The sequence below is a fragment of the Colwellia sp. KU-HH00111 genome (genome assembly GCF_040362745.1).
Classification (GTDB): Bacteria; Pseudomonadota; Gammaproteobacteria; order Enterobacterales; family Alteromonadaceae; genus Colwellia.
In genome coordinates this window covers 603,223-618,464 of record NZ_BAABWO010000001.1, presented here as the reverse complement: position 1 = coordinate 618,464, position 15,242 = coordinate 603,223, and the positions used below count along the sequence as shown (strand labels likewise).

The 15,242-nt window shown below is 39.5% G+C and carries 13 protein-coding genes; 3 read left to right on the top strand and 10 right to left on the bottom strand.

The features are described from left to right. Nucleotides 1-6: 6 nt before the first annotated feature. The 10 genes from ABXG98_RS02695 to ABXG98_RS02650 all read right to left on the bottom strand — a co-directional run bounded on the left by ABXG98_RS02695 (nucleotide 7) and on the right by ABXG98_RS02650 (nucleotide 12,713). Complete coding sequence (locus ABXG98_RS02695; RefSeq protein ID WP_353537134.1) at nucleotides 7-2,019, bottom strand: flagellar hook-length control protein FliK; 2,013 nt, start codon at nucleotides 2,017-2,019, stop codon at nucleotides 7-9. 121 nt (nucleotides 2,020-2,140) lie between these two features. Continuing rightward, nucleotides 2,141-2,593, bottom strand: a complete 453-nt coding sequence (fliJ, locus tag ABXG98_RS02690; protein WP_353537133.1) for a flagellar export protein FliJ — start codon at nucleotides 2,591-2,593, stop codon at nucleotides 2,141-2,143. 42 nt (nucleotides 2,594-2,635) lie between these two features. Beyond that, the gene (gene fliI, locus ABXG98_RS02685) at nucleotides 2,636-4,009 is read right to left on the bottom strand and encodes a flagellar protein export ATPase FliI (protein ID WP_353537132.1); all 1,374 of its coding nucleotides are present in this window, start codon (nucleotides 4,007-4,009) and stop codon (nucleotides 2,636-2,638) included. Between the two features lie 45 nt (nucleotides 4,010-4,054). Beyond that, the gene (gene fliH / locus ABXG98_RS02680) at nucleotides 4,055-4,840 is read right to left on the bottom strand and encodes a flagellar assembly protein FliH (RefSeq protein WP_353537131.1); all 786 of its coding nucleotides are present in this window, start codon (nucleotides 4,838-4,840) and stop codon (nucleotides 4,055-4,057) included. A gap of 56 nt (nucleotides 4,841-4,896) precedes the next feature. Continuing rightward, the gene (fliG, locus tag ABXG98_RS02675) at nucleotides 4,897-5,952 is read right to left on the bottom strand and encodes a flagellar motor switch protein FliG (protein WP_353537130.1); all 1,056 of its coding nucleotides are present in this window, start codon (nucleotides 5,950-5,952) and stop codon (nucleotides 4,897-4,899) included. Next, nucleotides 5,945-7,624, bottom strand: a complete 1,680-nt coding sequence (gene fliF / locus ABXG98_RS02670) for a flagellar basal-body MS-ring/collar protein FliF (protein ID WP_353537455.1) — start codon at nucleotides 7,622-7,624, stop codon at nucleotides 5,945-5,947. The genes fliG and fliF overlap by 8 nt, the downstream gene beginning before the upstream one ends. Before the next feature lie 160 nt (nucleotides 7,625-7,784). Next, on the bottom strand, nucleotides 7,785-8,147 hold the full coding sequence (gene fliE, locus ABXG98_RS02665) for a flagellar hook-basal body complex protein FliE (RefSeq protein WP_353537129.1): 363 nt from the start codon (nucleotides 8,145-8,147) through the stop codon (nucleotides 7,785-7,787). A gap of 198 nt (nucleotides 8,148-8,345) precedes the next feature. Next, a complete protein-coding gene (locus ABXG98_RS02660) occupies nucleotides 8,346-9,686 on the bottom strand; it encodes a sigma-54-dependent transcriptional regulator (RefSeq protein WP_353537128.1) in 1,341 nt (446 codons plus the stop codon). Then, a complete protein-coding gene (locus ABXG98_RS02655) occupies nucleotides 9,673-10,962 on the bottom strand; it encodes a sensor histidine kinase (RefSeq protein WP_353537127.1) in 1,290 nt (429 codons plus the stop codon). The genes ABXG98_RS02660 and ABXG98_RS02655 overlap by 14 nt, the downstream gene beginning before the upstream one ends. Nucleotides 10,963-11,213: 251 nt before the next feature. Further along, nucleotides 11,214-12,713, bottom strand: a complete 1,500-nt coding sequence (locus tag ABXG98_RS02650; protein ID WP_353537126.1) for a sigma-54 dependent transcriptional regulator — start codon at nucleotides 12,711-12,713, stop codon at nucleotides 11,214-11,216. Between the two features lie 330 nt (nucleotides 12,714-13,043). Here ABXG98_RS02650 and fliS point away from each other — a divergent pair, with 330 nt between their 5' ends. The 3 genes from fliS to pseB all read left to right on the top strand — a co-directional run bounded on the left by fliS (nucleotide 13,044) and on the right by pseB (nucleotide 15,235). Next, the gene (gene fliS / locus ABXG98_RS02645) at nucleotides 13,044-13,436 is read left to right on the top strand and encodes a flagellar export chaperone FliS (RefSeq protein ID WP_353537125.1); all 393 of its coding nucleotides are present in this window, start codon (nucleotides 13,044-13,046) and stop codon (nucleotides 13,434-13,436) included. A 26-nt stretch (nucleotides 13,437-13,462) separates the two neighbouring features. After that, the gene (gene fliT / locus ABXG98_RS02640) at nucleotides 13,463-13,762 is read left to right on the top strand and encodes a flagellar protein FliT (protein ID WP_353537124.1); all 300 of its coding nucleotides are present in this window, start codon (nucleotides 13,463-13,465) and stop codon (nucleotides 13,760-13,762) included. A gap of 471 nt (nucleotides 13,763-14,233) precedes the next feature. Further along, the gene (gene pseB, locus ABXG98_RS02635; protein WP_353537123.1) at nucleotides 14,234-15,235 is read left to right on the top strand and encodes a UDP-N-acetylglucosamine 4,6-dehydratase (inverting); all 1,002 of its coding nucleotides are present in this window, start codon (nucleotides 14,234-14,236) and stop codon (nucleotides 15,233-15,235) included. Nucleotides 15,236-15,242: the final 7 nt, after the last annotated feature.

The following is a 15,242-nucleotide window of genomic DNA, read 5'->3' as shown; positions in this document are numbered from 1 at the left end:
AGTTGATTAAGCATAGTAATCCACTGCTGATGTTGACGATTTTATCATCCTTGCTGATAAATCATGCACAATAGCATCACTGGCATCAGCAGTCATTGTGATGCTGTCACTATGATTATTATTTTCCTCATTCATGCCCTGATTGTCTGACTGTTGTGATTGCTGTTCAACATTGGTATCACCTACATCAACACCTTGCTCTGCTAATAGCTCTTTAAGCTTATGCATATTTTGTTCAAAAGCATCTTTCGCTTGCTGATTGTTAACGACAAAGTTCACACTCGCCTGTTCACCTTGCAAATTAACTTTCACATGGATATTACCTAACTCCGGCGGATCTAGGGTAATATCAAACTGCTGCAACTTTTGCGAAATTACTAACATCACTTTATCTTTAACCGCATCTGCAAAATCTTTTCTAAAAATAGAAATGGTTTCATTGTGTAGTTGAGTGTTGGTTTTCTGGCTCTGTGATATCTCTGAGCTTGCTCTTGGATTAAAGATGTCATTGGCTTGTTGATCGGCTAAATGCTGAGAGGCTTGGCTTGCTCTACTGGTAATATCAGCCAGATCGCTATGAATAGAAAAATCTGCACTGGCAGTGGCCACATTTTGTTTACCAATATCAGTATTTTTCTCTAGGCTTACCCCTTTGCTTTTTGCGATTTCGTGTTCCACAGACGAGCTATCCAGCTGAGTACTCACTGCAGTTAAATCAACACTTTGACCACTAGAAGATAGATTAGTTTGTGCTGCAACTTTATTGTCTTGTGCCGCTTGAGCTTGGGCTAAAGCCTGCTGTGACAAGGCTTTATGATGACTAGTAATGTCAGTGCCTATAGTTGTGCTTGCTAAGCGCTCAACCTTACCTTGGTCACCACTAGGGCTATTGCCAGCTAAGGCGGTCATTTTTTTTAGTGTACTTTGCTCTGTTTCAACAACCTGCTGAGAACTTATTACACCTTGATCGCTCAATACCGACTTAGCCAATTCTTGCTCTTTACTTGCTGCATTGTTTGCCATTGGGGATGTAAGTTGTTGTTTCAACGCTTGTGACTGTGAGCTATAAATATGTTTATCTTGTTTTTCTTCACTTGTTAGTAAAGACGCCTTGGCTACTTCCTGATTAATTAACTGTTCATCTGTTAACTTTTGCGCTGCACTTTTGGCTTGCTCTTGGTTCATTATTTCAGCTTCGTTGTTGCCAGCTAGCTTATTTACCGATGATTGAGGGAGTATCTCTACTTTTGTATTAGCAATTGAATCAGCGTTAGGGGTAGTAGCTTTTGTCAAAAGGGCATCTTGTTCATCTATCCCCTCCCCTTCAAGCAAAGCGTTAAGCGCTAATGCTACTTGCGCTGAATTACCTTTTGTTTTGCTATGCTCTGCAGTTTGATGCAATGCTTGTGCGGCTTGTTTTAGTTGACTAGAGTCAAGCGCTGGACTGGTATTAAGCGCTTGTGTGATAGCTGATAAATCAGCAACTAAACCACTTGATTTTAATAATAATTGCGCCTCATAGTTTGCCATCTGCTCTGCAGACATTTCACTATTTTTTAAACTTGGATGAAGTTTTGTTGCAGCTAAGGTGTTATCAGCTTTCAACAAGAAAGACATCAGAAGATCTGACTCATCGACCTGCTCTTTGGTTTCACCTGCCGTCTCAGTTGGTGACAAGGTAAGTGATTGATCATCTTTTTTGCCGGAGGCGGCAACTTCTTGTTCGCCAGTTGCCGTGTCAGCTACATCACCATTGGTTAACGAAGAAGGTGAGGTTTGCGTTTCCCTATCATCAGATGTTTCTTCGCTAGCTTGAGTGGTATTTTCAACAGTTTTGCTCTTACTAATAGTCACTCTACTTTGGCTGTCATCATTGACAGAGCCCTTGTTTTTAGCTAGATGTTGGTCAACATGTTGAGAAAAAATTTCTTTGGTTGATGTTAAAGTCAACGCGCTAGATTCATCTTTTATATCAACTTTTTGCGATACATTAATAGGTAAAATGTTAAGTTGTTGCATAATAATCCCAATCGCTAATGGTTATAAGAAACGGCTGTCCTCTTAGAGAATAGTCTCCTTCTAGATACTACCAAGCAATAACTATTCCAATTACAAAATCATTGCTTCACTTCCTGCATTTTTAACTTATTTTTCTACGTATAAACTGCTGAGTAGCTATTTCATCAAACATATTTTGTTCTTTTCTTTGAGCGCTGATGGCTAGCGCACGGCGGCGTTGCTCAGTCAACATTTCCACCGCTTGTACCTTTTGTCTCTGTTTCAACCAAACTTGCCTACTTTGCTCTACCAAGGCTTTAGCTTGATGCATGGCTATCTTGACTTGCTCTGAGGCATAATCAAGTTTGTTGATAAATGCATGGTAATGATTATATGTGGCACTGTCTAAGCCATTTGCTGAGCGCTGACTTAAACGTGACATATACTCAAGACGATACTCTGAAACACTTTCTAAACGAATTAAATTTTGTTGATAGTCATCTTCAGCATTTCGTAACGTATTTGCCGCCTGTTGTTCTTTGTCTTGCTCATATTTTAATAAGGTTTCTAATTGTTTGTTATTATTTGCTGCCATAATGAAAATCCTTAGTGCGTGATTTTAAACGGTTCAATGCATTTACGCTGGCACATTGTTAGCAGTATTTGCTTGACTGTTGGCGGTTGCTGCGGCAATAATTTCCTGTAACTGCTGCAAACTCTGCTCATAAGGAATAACTTCCTGTATTTGCTGTTGTAGAAAGAATTTAATCACAGGCAATACATTAATTGCTTGATCAATACGCGGATCGTTCCCCTTGGTATACGCGCCAATCGCAATCAGATCTTTATTTTGCTGATAAAGCGCATAAATTTGTTTCAGTTGTCTAGCTAAGTCTTGATGTTCAATACTGGTAACCATGGGCATTACTCGTGAAATAGAACCTTCAATATCCACAGCCGGATAATGCCCAGCATCGGCTAACTCTCGAGATAAAACAATATGACCATCTAAAATAGCACGTGCAGCATCCGCTATAGGGTCTTGTAAGTCGTCTCCCTCTGTTAACACGGTATAAAAAGCAGTAATTGACCCTTGCCCTTCACCACCATTACCAGCACGTTCCACCAGCTGTGGCAATTTTGAAAATACCGATGGCGGATAGCCCTTGGTTGCTGGAGGTTCACCAACAGCCAAGGCGATTTCCCGTTGTGCTTGTGCATAGCGTGTTAGTGAATCTAACAGTAATAATACATTAAGCCCTTGATCTCGAAAGTATTCGCTAATTTGAACTGCAGTTTCACAACCCTTCAATCGCATTAACGGAGAATTATCTGCAGGAGCTGCTACAACCACTGAACGCGCTCTGCCTTCCTCTCCTAAAATCTCTTCAATAAACTCTTTTACTTCTCGACCACGTTCGCCAACTAAGCCAACGACAATGACATCCGCCGTTGTACCGCGAGTCATCATCCCCATTAGCACACTTTTACCAACACCCGAACCAGCAAAAAGCCCCATACGTTGCCCTTTTCCAACGGTTATAAAGCTATTAATTGATCTTACTCCAACATCAAGCGGCTCAGTAATTGCTCGTCTAGACAATGGATTGATGGGTTTGTTATCTACTTTATATTCAGTATCCGGATTAATCGGGCCTTTGCCATCAATAGGCTTACCTGTGCCATTAATTACGCGACCTAGCAGATTCATCGACAAAGGGAGCTGCAACTTAGACGATACAGGTAAAACTCTTGCGCCGGGCATCACGCCTCGCAAGCTTTCTTCAGGCATTAAATACGTGATATCTTGAGCAAAGCCAACCACTTCAGCTAATAAATCACCATGGGCTGTTTCGACTAAACATTGACTACCTATATGAGCTTTGACTCCAACTGCTTCTAAGGTTAAACCAACAACGCGGACTAATCGTCCCGCGACAGGCTCTTTGAAAGGATGAATAAAGCGCTGACTTTGCTTTAGTCTTTCACTGATTCTTTGACTATCTACCATGGTTAGCCTTTTTATAATTTACTACACGGGCTGATGTAAACCCGTCTATTGATGCAGTGCATCCTGCAAGAAAGATTCCAACACTTGCTTCAAACGAGATTTCATCTGTAAATCAATATTCGAAGTACTGTTTTCTATTTGACAGCTTCCAGGGGTTAGCTGGGGGGCTGGCAGCAAGCGCCAACCACTTTCTTTAATATGTTGCTCACCAAACTGTTGCTCAACCTGCTTGATATCTTCTGGGTTTAAATATATTTGGATATTTGTATCGTTACTTGGTAATGATTTAATCCCTGCATCGATAGCAGCCATTAAAATATCAGGGTTAGTTTTAGCTTCTTGCAAAACAACCGCTTCAGTTAATTGCACAACTAAGGTGAGTAATTGTTCTTCTACGTTCTTTTCAACACTGGCCAAGGGATGCTCAAGTTGTTCGATGAGTTTTTGCCAATGCACACTCAGCGCATCAATGCTTGCTTTACCTTGGGTTAATCCTTGCTCGGTACCCTGTTCAATACCTTGGGTGGTTCCTTCCTCAAGACCTTGGGCTTTTCCTTCTTCATAACCTTTAGCAAAACCTTGTTCTTTACCTTGGCTGAAGCCCTCGTCATGGGCAGCTTGTCTAATTTGTTCAATTTCTTCGGCGGTCAGAGGCGCGGGTTCAACAATTTCTTGTTCGGGTGGCTCATAACGCCAATGACTTTTTTGACCTAACGCATTGGTACTGGTATCACTTTCTTGATCAGGGTTAGCTTGAACGCTAGGCAAAGGCCACACATTTAACTCGTCTGGTTGATCTGCTTTTATGATACGAACAGGTGTTTTTTTCATTGATTTTCTCTAAGCAAAGGATAACTTGTCTAACGAATGTCTAATCTACAAAACGGTTATAAGAACTCGTCACCACCACCGCCACCTAGCATAATTTCACCTGCGTCAGATAATCGACGAGCCACGGCTAAGATTTCTTTCTGTGCGGTTTCAACTTCACTGATCCGAACAGGACCCATAGCCTCAAGATCATCCGCAAGCATTTCTGCTGCACGTTTAGACATGTTACCTAGGAATTTCTCTTTCAAGGCTTCATCTGCCCCTTTAATCGCTTTCATCAGCGCATCTTGCTCTACTTCACGTAAAATGGCTTGCATGCCACGATCATCCACATCGGCTAAGTTTTCAAAGACGAACATTAGGTCTTGAATTTGCTGACTCATTTCTTCATCGCTCTCACGCATTGAGTCCATTAGCATACCTTCCATATTGGTATCTAAGTAGTTCATGATATCCGCCGCTGCTTTCAAGCCGCCCATTTTAGCTGCTTGAGCCCCGGCTTGTCCGGCAAATTGTTTCTCCATAATTTCATTCAACTCTTGCAATGCTGCGGGTTGAACTTCTTCTAAATTAGCTATGCGCATCATTAAATCCAGACGAACTTTGTCACTGAACTGGCTCATGATCTCAGCAGATTGCTCAGGCGCTAAATAAGACAATACGATAGTTTGTATTTGAGGATGCTCATTGCGAATAATGTTAGCTACTTGTTTTGAGTCCATCCACTTTAATGAATCTAGACCTTTAGAGGCACCACCCATAACTATTTGATCGATTAAATTACCTGCTTTGTCTTCACCTAAAGCCGCGGTAAGGGCTTTACGAACAAAATCTTCACTTTGAAAACCTATGGTTGAGAAGTTTTGTATTTCATGAATAAATTGTTTGTGAACAGCGGTAATTTTTTCTTGAGTAAAGTCTTCTAATGCTGCCATCACAGTGCCAACTTGTTGCACTTGCTTGGGTTCAAGGTGCTTCAATATTTGTGCAGCATCTTCTTCAGATAAACTTAATAATAAAATAGCGGCTTTTTCCGAGCCATCTAACTTATTAACATCAAAACCAGCACCGCTAGCGGCAAGTTCTCCGCCTACTTGTGTTTCATCACTCATCTTCGTTCAACCAACTTTTCACTACTTGCGACGATAATTCTGGTTCATTGGCAACTAATGCGCGAACCGCTTTTAAGATATCTTCATCACGATGAAGATCAGGTAACTGTAAACTGCCATCGGGCGCAAAACCAACATTGCCGGCATCAAACTCTGAGGTCAACATATCCATAGTTTCATCACCAAGGTCAATATGACTATCAAGGGATTTCTCGCCGTAATCTTCCGGTGTTTGATCTGGGTGGATTAAACGCTTAAGCATTGGACGAACCAAAAATATAATTAACACTATAATGACTAAGGCAGCCAAAACAGGTTTTAATATATTCAGTAACCAAGGCTGCTCCCAAAGCGGTAATTCTTCTTTTGGGCCAAAGTCAGCACGGTTAAAAGGAATAGTTACAACTTCTAATACATCACCACGTTGCATATCAAAGCCAACACTCCCTTGGAGTAATCTACGTATTGACGCTATTTCGCTGACACTTCTAGGTGCTTTAGCAGCTGCGGCCACTGGCGCTTCGTCACTAGCATCGGGATCAACCGGTGGTGTTGCAGGCGCTGGAGCATCAACATAGTCGAGCGCAACAGAAACACTGACTCGGCGAATAACCCCCGCTTGCTGTTTTGTATGGCTGATGGCTTCATCAAGTTCATAGTTTTTAGTTGACTCACTATGTTTTCGGCTAGGTACTGATTTTTTTTGACCACCAACTGCATTTTCAGGGATAGCTGACTCAAGGGGTGGTTGATTACTTAATGCGCCCGGAATGCCGCCGATTGCAGCTCCAATGGTGGTGTCTTCTACCTTCATCTCACTGCGTAATGCGGGTAAATCAGAATTATAACGACGAGCGGTTTCTTCTACATTGGTAAAGTCCATAGTAACATCAACTTGCGCAGTGTAATTACCTAAACCAACCACAGGAATTAGAATATTGTCTATTTTGTCCATGTACTCTTTTTCACGCTTTTGTTCCAAATCAAATTCATTACGAGAGCGTGCAGAAATAGAGTTTTGACTGCCTGAGTTTAATAGCCGACCATTTTGATCGGTCACAGTCACTCTATTAGGACTTAATCCTTGAACTGATGAAGCAACAATATCTACCACAGCATCCACTTCTTCTGCGGAGAGTATTCTTCCTCTTTGCATGGTAACTACTACGGTAGCAGATGGATTTTTTTCACGACGAGCAAAAATATTCTCTCTGGGAATTGCTAACAACACTTTAGCCTGAGAAATGCTTTGTAATTGCTCAATGGTTTTCGCTAATCGTTGTTCGCGTCCGTATTTTAAACGTTCACGCTCAAGACGTTGACTCACGCCAAAGCCCATGTCCTTCATTAACATATCTTCCCCTTCTGAGGGTTCATTTGTTAATCCTTCGCGGGCTAGCAATAGTTTCACATTTTGATATTCATCCGTAGGAACTAGTAGCGTGTTATTTTCATGACGATAATCCACTTTATTGGCATCAAGAAAATCCATGGTTTTAATGAGCTGCTCGGTTGGCAGTTTTGATAACATACGATATTCTGCTTCATTGGCAAGAATAATAACGAACACAGCAATCGCTAAACAGATTGATAAAGCAACCACCAAGGTAATTTGACGCAGCATATCTGCATTACCTAAAGCGGCTGAAAAACCTGATTTTTTTTCTTCCATAGCATGATCATCACCAGAATCATTGGCGAGTAGTGAACTATCACCATCAGTTGCTACTATTGCATTATTATCAGCCACTTCAGTTCTCCGCTTACATCTTATGCTTTAATTTGTTCAGTTGAAGGTTTATTCAACCCTCATCACTAGAGATGAATACTTGTTATACCGGCATACTCATGATTTCTTTATACGCTTCTACAAACTTGTTTCTCACTTGTACTGTAGCATCAAGGGCAACACCTGATTTAGATGATGCTACCATCACCTCAGCCAATGAAACGCTTCTATCACCCATTTCAAACGCCAATTTTTTAGCACCTGTATCTTGTTGTAGCTCGTTAACCGTTTTTAATGCATCGGTAAGTAAGTTTCCAAAACTATCGGTTGATGGGTTAATTCTACCAGAGGAGTTAATGCCTGATATACCCTGCATATCACCACCAATTGCAGGTAATTGATTACCACTCGCTTGTAATGACATATTCTGCATTTGTGCAAATAAAGAATTTGTTTTGATATCCATGGAGGCCTCACTTGTGTCAATTTTTTGCTAAAAAACAATAAAATTATCTATAACTAGTGGTACTGCAAGCATGGTGCCAACAAAGGAAGCGCAGGAAAAGTGGCGAGTGGTAAAGAGAGAAAATAATTGACGAGCAAAAAAATATCGAGGTACGGGGTTCGTAACTCGATACACAATAACTCGCACCTACAATAAGGTTTAAGCGGGTATTTGAATGCCTGAATCTCGCATTCTAGCAATTTTATAGCGTAAAGTACGCGGACTGATCCCTAGGCGCTCTGCAACAGCTTTTCTACTACCATGACAAGCTTGTAAGGTATCAAGAATTATTTGATGTTCTTGCAGTTTTAATTCGCTACCTAACTTATCATCAGGCGTGGTAGCTTGTTCCACCTCGTTCACACTGGCTGTTTCAAAATTTTCTATCATTAGATCATTAGCATCAATTACTTGGTTACTGTGTAATATCAAGGCGCGTTGAATAACATTATCAAGCTCTCGCACATTACCGGGCCAGTGGTAGGCGTTTAATTTGCTTCGAGCTGCGGGGCTAAATTCAGCAATTTTCTCGCCATTTTTTTGACAATAACAAGAAACCAAATGTCTTGCTAATGGTAAAATATCATCCGCACGCTGGGCTAAAGGCAACCAAGTTAATGGAAAAACATTTAGTCGATAATACAAATCTTCGCGAAAATCGCCCTTTCTTACAGCATCTTTGAGGTTACGGTTACTGGTAGCAATAACTCTAACATCTAAATTAATGGTTTTTCTGCCACCTAAGCGTTCTACTTCGCGCTCTTGCAATACTCGTAGGATCTTAGCTTGCAGTCCTAAATCCATCTCGGTAATTTCATCAAGTAAAATAGTACCGCCTTGGGCTTGCTCAAATTTTCCCGGACATGCTTGAATAGCACCTGTGAAGGCACCTTTTTCATAACCAAACAAAGTCGCTTCAAGCATGTTTTCAGGAATAGCGGCGCAATTAATGGCAATAAAGGGTTGTTCGGCTCTGGGCGAGTTATTATGCACATATTGCGCTAAAACCTCTTTACCCGAGCCACTTGGTCCAAGCACCATAACGGACGCTTCAGTGGTAGCAACTTTACGTGCTAAGCTCAGTAATTCAACACTATTTTTATCGGCAACCACTGGTGAATTATTATTTAATTGCGATAAGGGAATATACTGACTAACCATATTAAGTAGCACTTCAGGGGCGAATGGTTTGGCAATATAATTACTGGCTCCTTCTTGCATCGCTTGTACTGCATCATCAATAGTACCATAGGCTGTCATCAGTAAAACCGGTAGATTTGGCTGCTGTTTTTTTATATTCTTGAGTAAAGATAAACCTGACATTCCCCCCATTTGTACATCACTGACGACAATATCAACAAGGTGCTCTTTTAATAATAGTAATGCGGATTCTGCACAATCGGCTTCAATACATTGATAATGTGCCAACGTTAATGTATCTATCAGTGCCTCTCTTAATCCGGCATCATCTTCAACGACAAGTATTTTATGATGACTCATGTGACGACTCCTGTGCATTTGATTGTTGAGCTGTAGCTGTTTGATTTGGCTCTAACAAGGGCAACTTCATGCAAAAATGTGCACCTTGCCCTTCTTTGCTTAAATATTTCACTTTACCTTGGTGTGCTTCTACTACAGATTTCACCACTGCGAGTCCAAGTCCCGTGCCTTGACTATTAGAGGTAAAAAAGGGCTCGAATATTTTTTCAAGATTGCTTGGATTAATGCCCGGGCCATTATCTTGAACACTGATATATACCGCCTCTTTTTGACTGTACACTTGAATATTTATAGTGGGATTTTTGACCTTTGCTGCTGCCATTGCTTGTAATGCATTATGCAGTAAATTTTGTATCGCGCCGGTTAACGCATTTTTGTTTGCTAGAATAATATTATCGTGTTCCGATGGAATAGCATTTACCTTGGCGTTAGCTTTGGTAATTAATGCATCCATAGATTGCACTGAGTCATTAATTAACTCATTTACCGAGAGCGATTTAACCACTTGTTCATTGCCACTTTTGGAGAAAAGCAACATATCATTTACTTGTTGTTCTAAATCACGTAAACGTGAACTTAACTTTTCTTGGAAAGTAGCACGGGCAGTATCTGATAATTTTCTGTTTGATAAATTTGCGCTATACAACATAGCCGCTGAAAGTGGTGTGCGAATTTGATGCGCTAAGGTTGAGACCATACGCCCTAAAGAAGAAAGTCGTTGCATTTGCCCAACTTTATCTTGTAATAAGCGCGTTTCGGTTAGATCCGTGATCATGATTAACTGCCCAGGCTGATCACCTAAACTGGTAATCTCTAGTTTCACTCGTCGACCGTCTTTGAGAGAAACTTCGTGCCAATCATCCGCTCTAGGTTTGAATGAACGGGCAATAACCTTAAACCATGGTTGACCTAAAATTGGCTCGTCAAGTAGCCCCCTAGCAACTTTGTTGATTTTCACCACAACACCGTTACCATCAAGCATAACTAAACCCGTTGGCATCAATTCAATAAGTTGATCTGCCATTTGTGACTGGGCTGGCTGAAGAGGCTGAGTCTTAGCGAAGTCAAAATGAACTTTTTTTACTTGCAACACAGGATTAGGCTGTTCAGGCTGCTGTGAAACTTGTTGTGATACTTGGGCGCGCAATAACGCTAACTCACCAACAAAGGCTTCTTTTTCTAAGAAAGCCTCTGGCGCTTTTTGAGTATCAGCCGTTAAGGGGATGTTTACTGGGTTAAAACCATTATGAGCAATAAAATGCTGTGCTAGTGCCATAAAACCAACGTCCAAATAAAGTATATTTCACATTGATTAAAGCATTTTACATGCCATAGTTTATTTTTAATGTTTTCAGTATATTATAAGTAAAACAGTCATCATGGTACTGTCAAACTATTGGCTATTAATACCTATAATGAAAATTCTATGTCGTGACTTTTGAAAATTCATCATGATAAAAAAATGCTCCTAACCACGAAGCATTTCCTTTTATTGATCTCTTTTACACTCAATTCTATAGTTTTCGGCTATGCTGGTTTTTGTAAATCATATTTTCGCATTTTTTCAACTAACGTTGTTCTGCGCATCCCTAAAGTTTCTGCAGCCCTAGCAACAACAAAATCATGTCGAGTTAACGATTGGGTAATCAGTGAAACTTCTAATTCTGCTAGGTGTTCTTTTAAATTTAAACCGTCTGAAGGTAGAGTACTGCTATCAAGAGTGTCAAGTTGGGAAGCATTTTCTAAGCCACTTTCGTCCTTATCATCAACATCGTCTTCGTCGTAGTCAAAACCCGAGAACAATTCATTGATCACATCTTGTTCATTTAGCTCTTCTGGATATTCAGGGGTATAAGCTTCGGTATCAATATGTTGGTATTTATGGGGTAACTCCGCCACATCTACAATTTGATCACCATACATAATTAACATACGTTCAATTAAATTCGATAATTCACGCACATTTCCATCCCAAGGATGTTCCATTAAAGACTCTATTGCTTTTTCAGTGAAGCGAACAGTTCTGTCTTGTTCGCTTTCAAAACGAGTCAATAATTCTTTCAATAACAGTGGTATATCTTCTTTTCGATCACGCAAGGCTGGTGTCTCGATTGGAAACACATTTAATCGATAAAAAAGATCTTCCCTAAAATCACCGCTTTTGATCATCTTTTCTAAATTTTGGTGTGTTGCGGCAATAATGCGAACATCGGCTTTTAAACTTTTGCTGCCGCCAACTCGCTCAAACGTTCGCTCTTGCAATACCCGCAATAATTTAACTTGCATTGGCTGAGGCATGTCACCAATTTCGTCTAAAAATAAAGTCCCACCTTCAGCCAATTCAAAACGACCTTTTCGGGTAGAGATAGCGCCGGTAAACGCACCTTTTTCATGACCAAATAATTCACTTTCCAATAACTCTGCAGGTATAGCGCCACAGTTAACAGGAACAAAGTTTCCCTTAGCACGCTCAGATAGGTTATGAATATTTCGTGCTACCACTTCCTTACCGGTGCCAGATTCGCCTAATACCAAGACACTAGTTGGTGACTTGGCCACTTGCTCTATTAAAAAACGCACCTCATGCATTGGCTTACTCACCCCCACTAAAGAGCGAAATAAAGCATTTGATCTCATTTTTTCTGAGGTACGTGGCAATTTATTATGGTATTGATGACAATGATGAATCAACTCTGTTAGTTGTGCGTAATTTAAAGGTGTCGATAAACTCGCAATTACATTCACATAGCCATTCAATAAGTTGGGATCAAGCACATCATGCAATAAAAAAGGTATTTTAGGGTGACGTTTAACAAGTGATATAGTTTCAGATGATAGTTCACCACTAAGTATCACAGTCAGCAGGTGCTCATTTTTTTCAAGAAGCTCTAAAGCTTGTGCTTGAGTGCCTTGAAAAAAATGCTCTCCGATAAAAGATAATACTGTAGCCAACTGCGAAGAGCGGCTGTCGTCATCATCAATAATAAGAATTTTTTTGTGTTCTGATATAAAAATAGGATCACTCATTGTTGATTATATTTTTCTTTATGCTGTATTACGCTATATTTAATTCTAGCGTTTTCAAATAAATTGGCAACAAACTTTTGACACTAGCATGTCATTAAATTGACTTATGCCTTATTAATCGGGTTCTTTTATTTTTTTCGTATGTTTTTATAGCAATTTTACCTATTTACCCGTGCTTTTATAAATTGCTATTGCACTCAAGGTTTATTTGTTCGATAGTACTAAACTTCTAATCTATGTTTTAAATCTGACAATAATTTTTGGCTCGATAGTTGCTTGTACATAGTAACTAACAGTACAACACTTTTAATTGAATTGAGTAATATCATTATGAGAGCATCAATAAAGAAATACAGAAATGCCAATACAGACAATGTTGCTGACGCTGATCCTCATCAACTTATCAGTATTATTTTCAAACACATTTTAGCTAATATCGCCATAGCTAGTGGTGCAATTGATAGAAATGAGATTGAAAATAAAGGTAAATGTATCACCAAAGCAATTGCTTTAGTGGGCGAGTTACAAGACAGTCTTGATATGGAACAAGGCGGGGAAATATCATCAGGGTTATTTGATTTGTATGACTATATAGTTCGCTGCCTTTTACAAGCAAACTTGGAAAATGATGGTGTAAAACTAGAGGAAGTGAAAAAACTAATTACTGAAATTAAAGAAGGCTGGGACGCTATCCCTTCGGAAAAAAGAGTAAAGCCGACATAACATAACTTAGAAGGCAGCTCACACCAATGAAAGATATAGAACGTGATTTAGATTTTATTTTACTTAAAACTAATCAGCTCGCTACGGTTATTAACCAACAAGATTATGATCTGCTTGAGTCTAAAGAACTCATTAGGCAACAGTTAATAAAGCAATTTTTTGTTGATTATTCTGCTGAGGACATTGTCGCTGTCAGTGACAAATTTCAACAATTGGTTACACTTTCAACTGACATTACAGAACAATGCGAACAGATTTTCGAACAAAGTAAACAAGATATTTTAAAAATAAAGCAATCTGCAAAAATTAAGAAAGCATATAAATAGCGCATCAACTACCTATCTACTTTCACTCCCAGACTGAATGATTTTCAAACAAAAACATTAAAGATCTTATTACTATTGCCGATAACAGTGCATAAATGTGCTAATAGTCGAGAGCGTTTATGTCCTTATCGGTAAATACAAATATTGAAAGCTTCAAAAAGAAACGCCTTTGCAGCAGAGGTAAAAATATTATTCGGAGAAAGTGTCTGTCAACTATCCAACAGTCATCGAGTGCAATTATCTCCCAAGCAAATAGCAGCCTATCCAGTGTTTTGAGTTTGTTTTCTTAAGTAATCATGTTTTTTCCCATTAATCTCTCTTCAGGCATGTTTATTGCTTTGATATATATGCTTTAATCTATAATATATAGTAAAAAAATATTCAAAATATAAAACTCAAGTAATGTCATTTAGACCTCGAATCTGCTGCTTAGATCCGAAAATGCGCATTACACTGTTTGGAGACTAGTGTATGTTTACTAATAAAACCGTGTTGATTACCGGTGGTACAGGTTCTTTCGGAAAAAAATATGTCAAAACGCTACTAGAACGCTATTCCCCAAAAAAAATAATTATTTATTCCCGTGATGAATTAAAACAATTTGAAATGCAGCAAGTGTTCAACCAACCTTGCATGCGATACTTTATCGGTGATGTGCGCGACAAAGAGCGTTTAACTCAAGCGATGAATGGTGTCGATTTTGTTATTCATGCCGCTGCATTAAAGCAAGTTCCTGCCGCAGAATATAACCCAATGGAATGTATCAAAACCAATATTAAAGGCGCTGAAAATGTTATTGCCGCTGCATTAGCGCATAATGTAGAAAAAGTTATCGCACTCTCTACTGATAAAGCAGCAAACCCTATTAATTTATACGGCGCAACTAAGTTAGTGTCAGACAAGCTATTTGTTGCAGCTAATAATATTTCTGGTGGACATAAAACAACTTTTTCAGTGGTTCGTTATGGCAATGTCGTTGGCTCGAGAGGATCAGTAGTCCCCTTTTTTCAAAAGCTCATTAACGAAGGAAGCACTGAAATTCCTGTTACACATGCCGATATGACTCGTTTTTGGATCACTCTTCAAGATGGTGTCGACTTTGTACTGAAAAATTTTGAACGTATGCTAGGTGGTGAAATTTTCATTCCTAAAATTCCATCAATGCGAGTTATCGATTTAGCTAAAGCCATGGCGCCTGAATTACCGATAAAAATTATCGGCATCCGACCTGGAGAAAAACTCCATGAAATAATGTGTCCAGCAGATGACTCATATCACACTTACGAATATGACGATCACTTTGTAATTGCCCCTAGTATTATTTTTTCTAGTCGAAGTAATGACTTCACAGTTAACGCTATACATGAAAAAGGCAAACAAGTAGAAGCTGGCTTTGAATATAACTCAAAGAATAACAATGAATTTTTATCACAAGATGGGCTATTAAATTTTAACACCTTGGCTGATCTATAGCTTTATA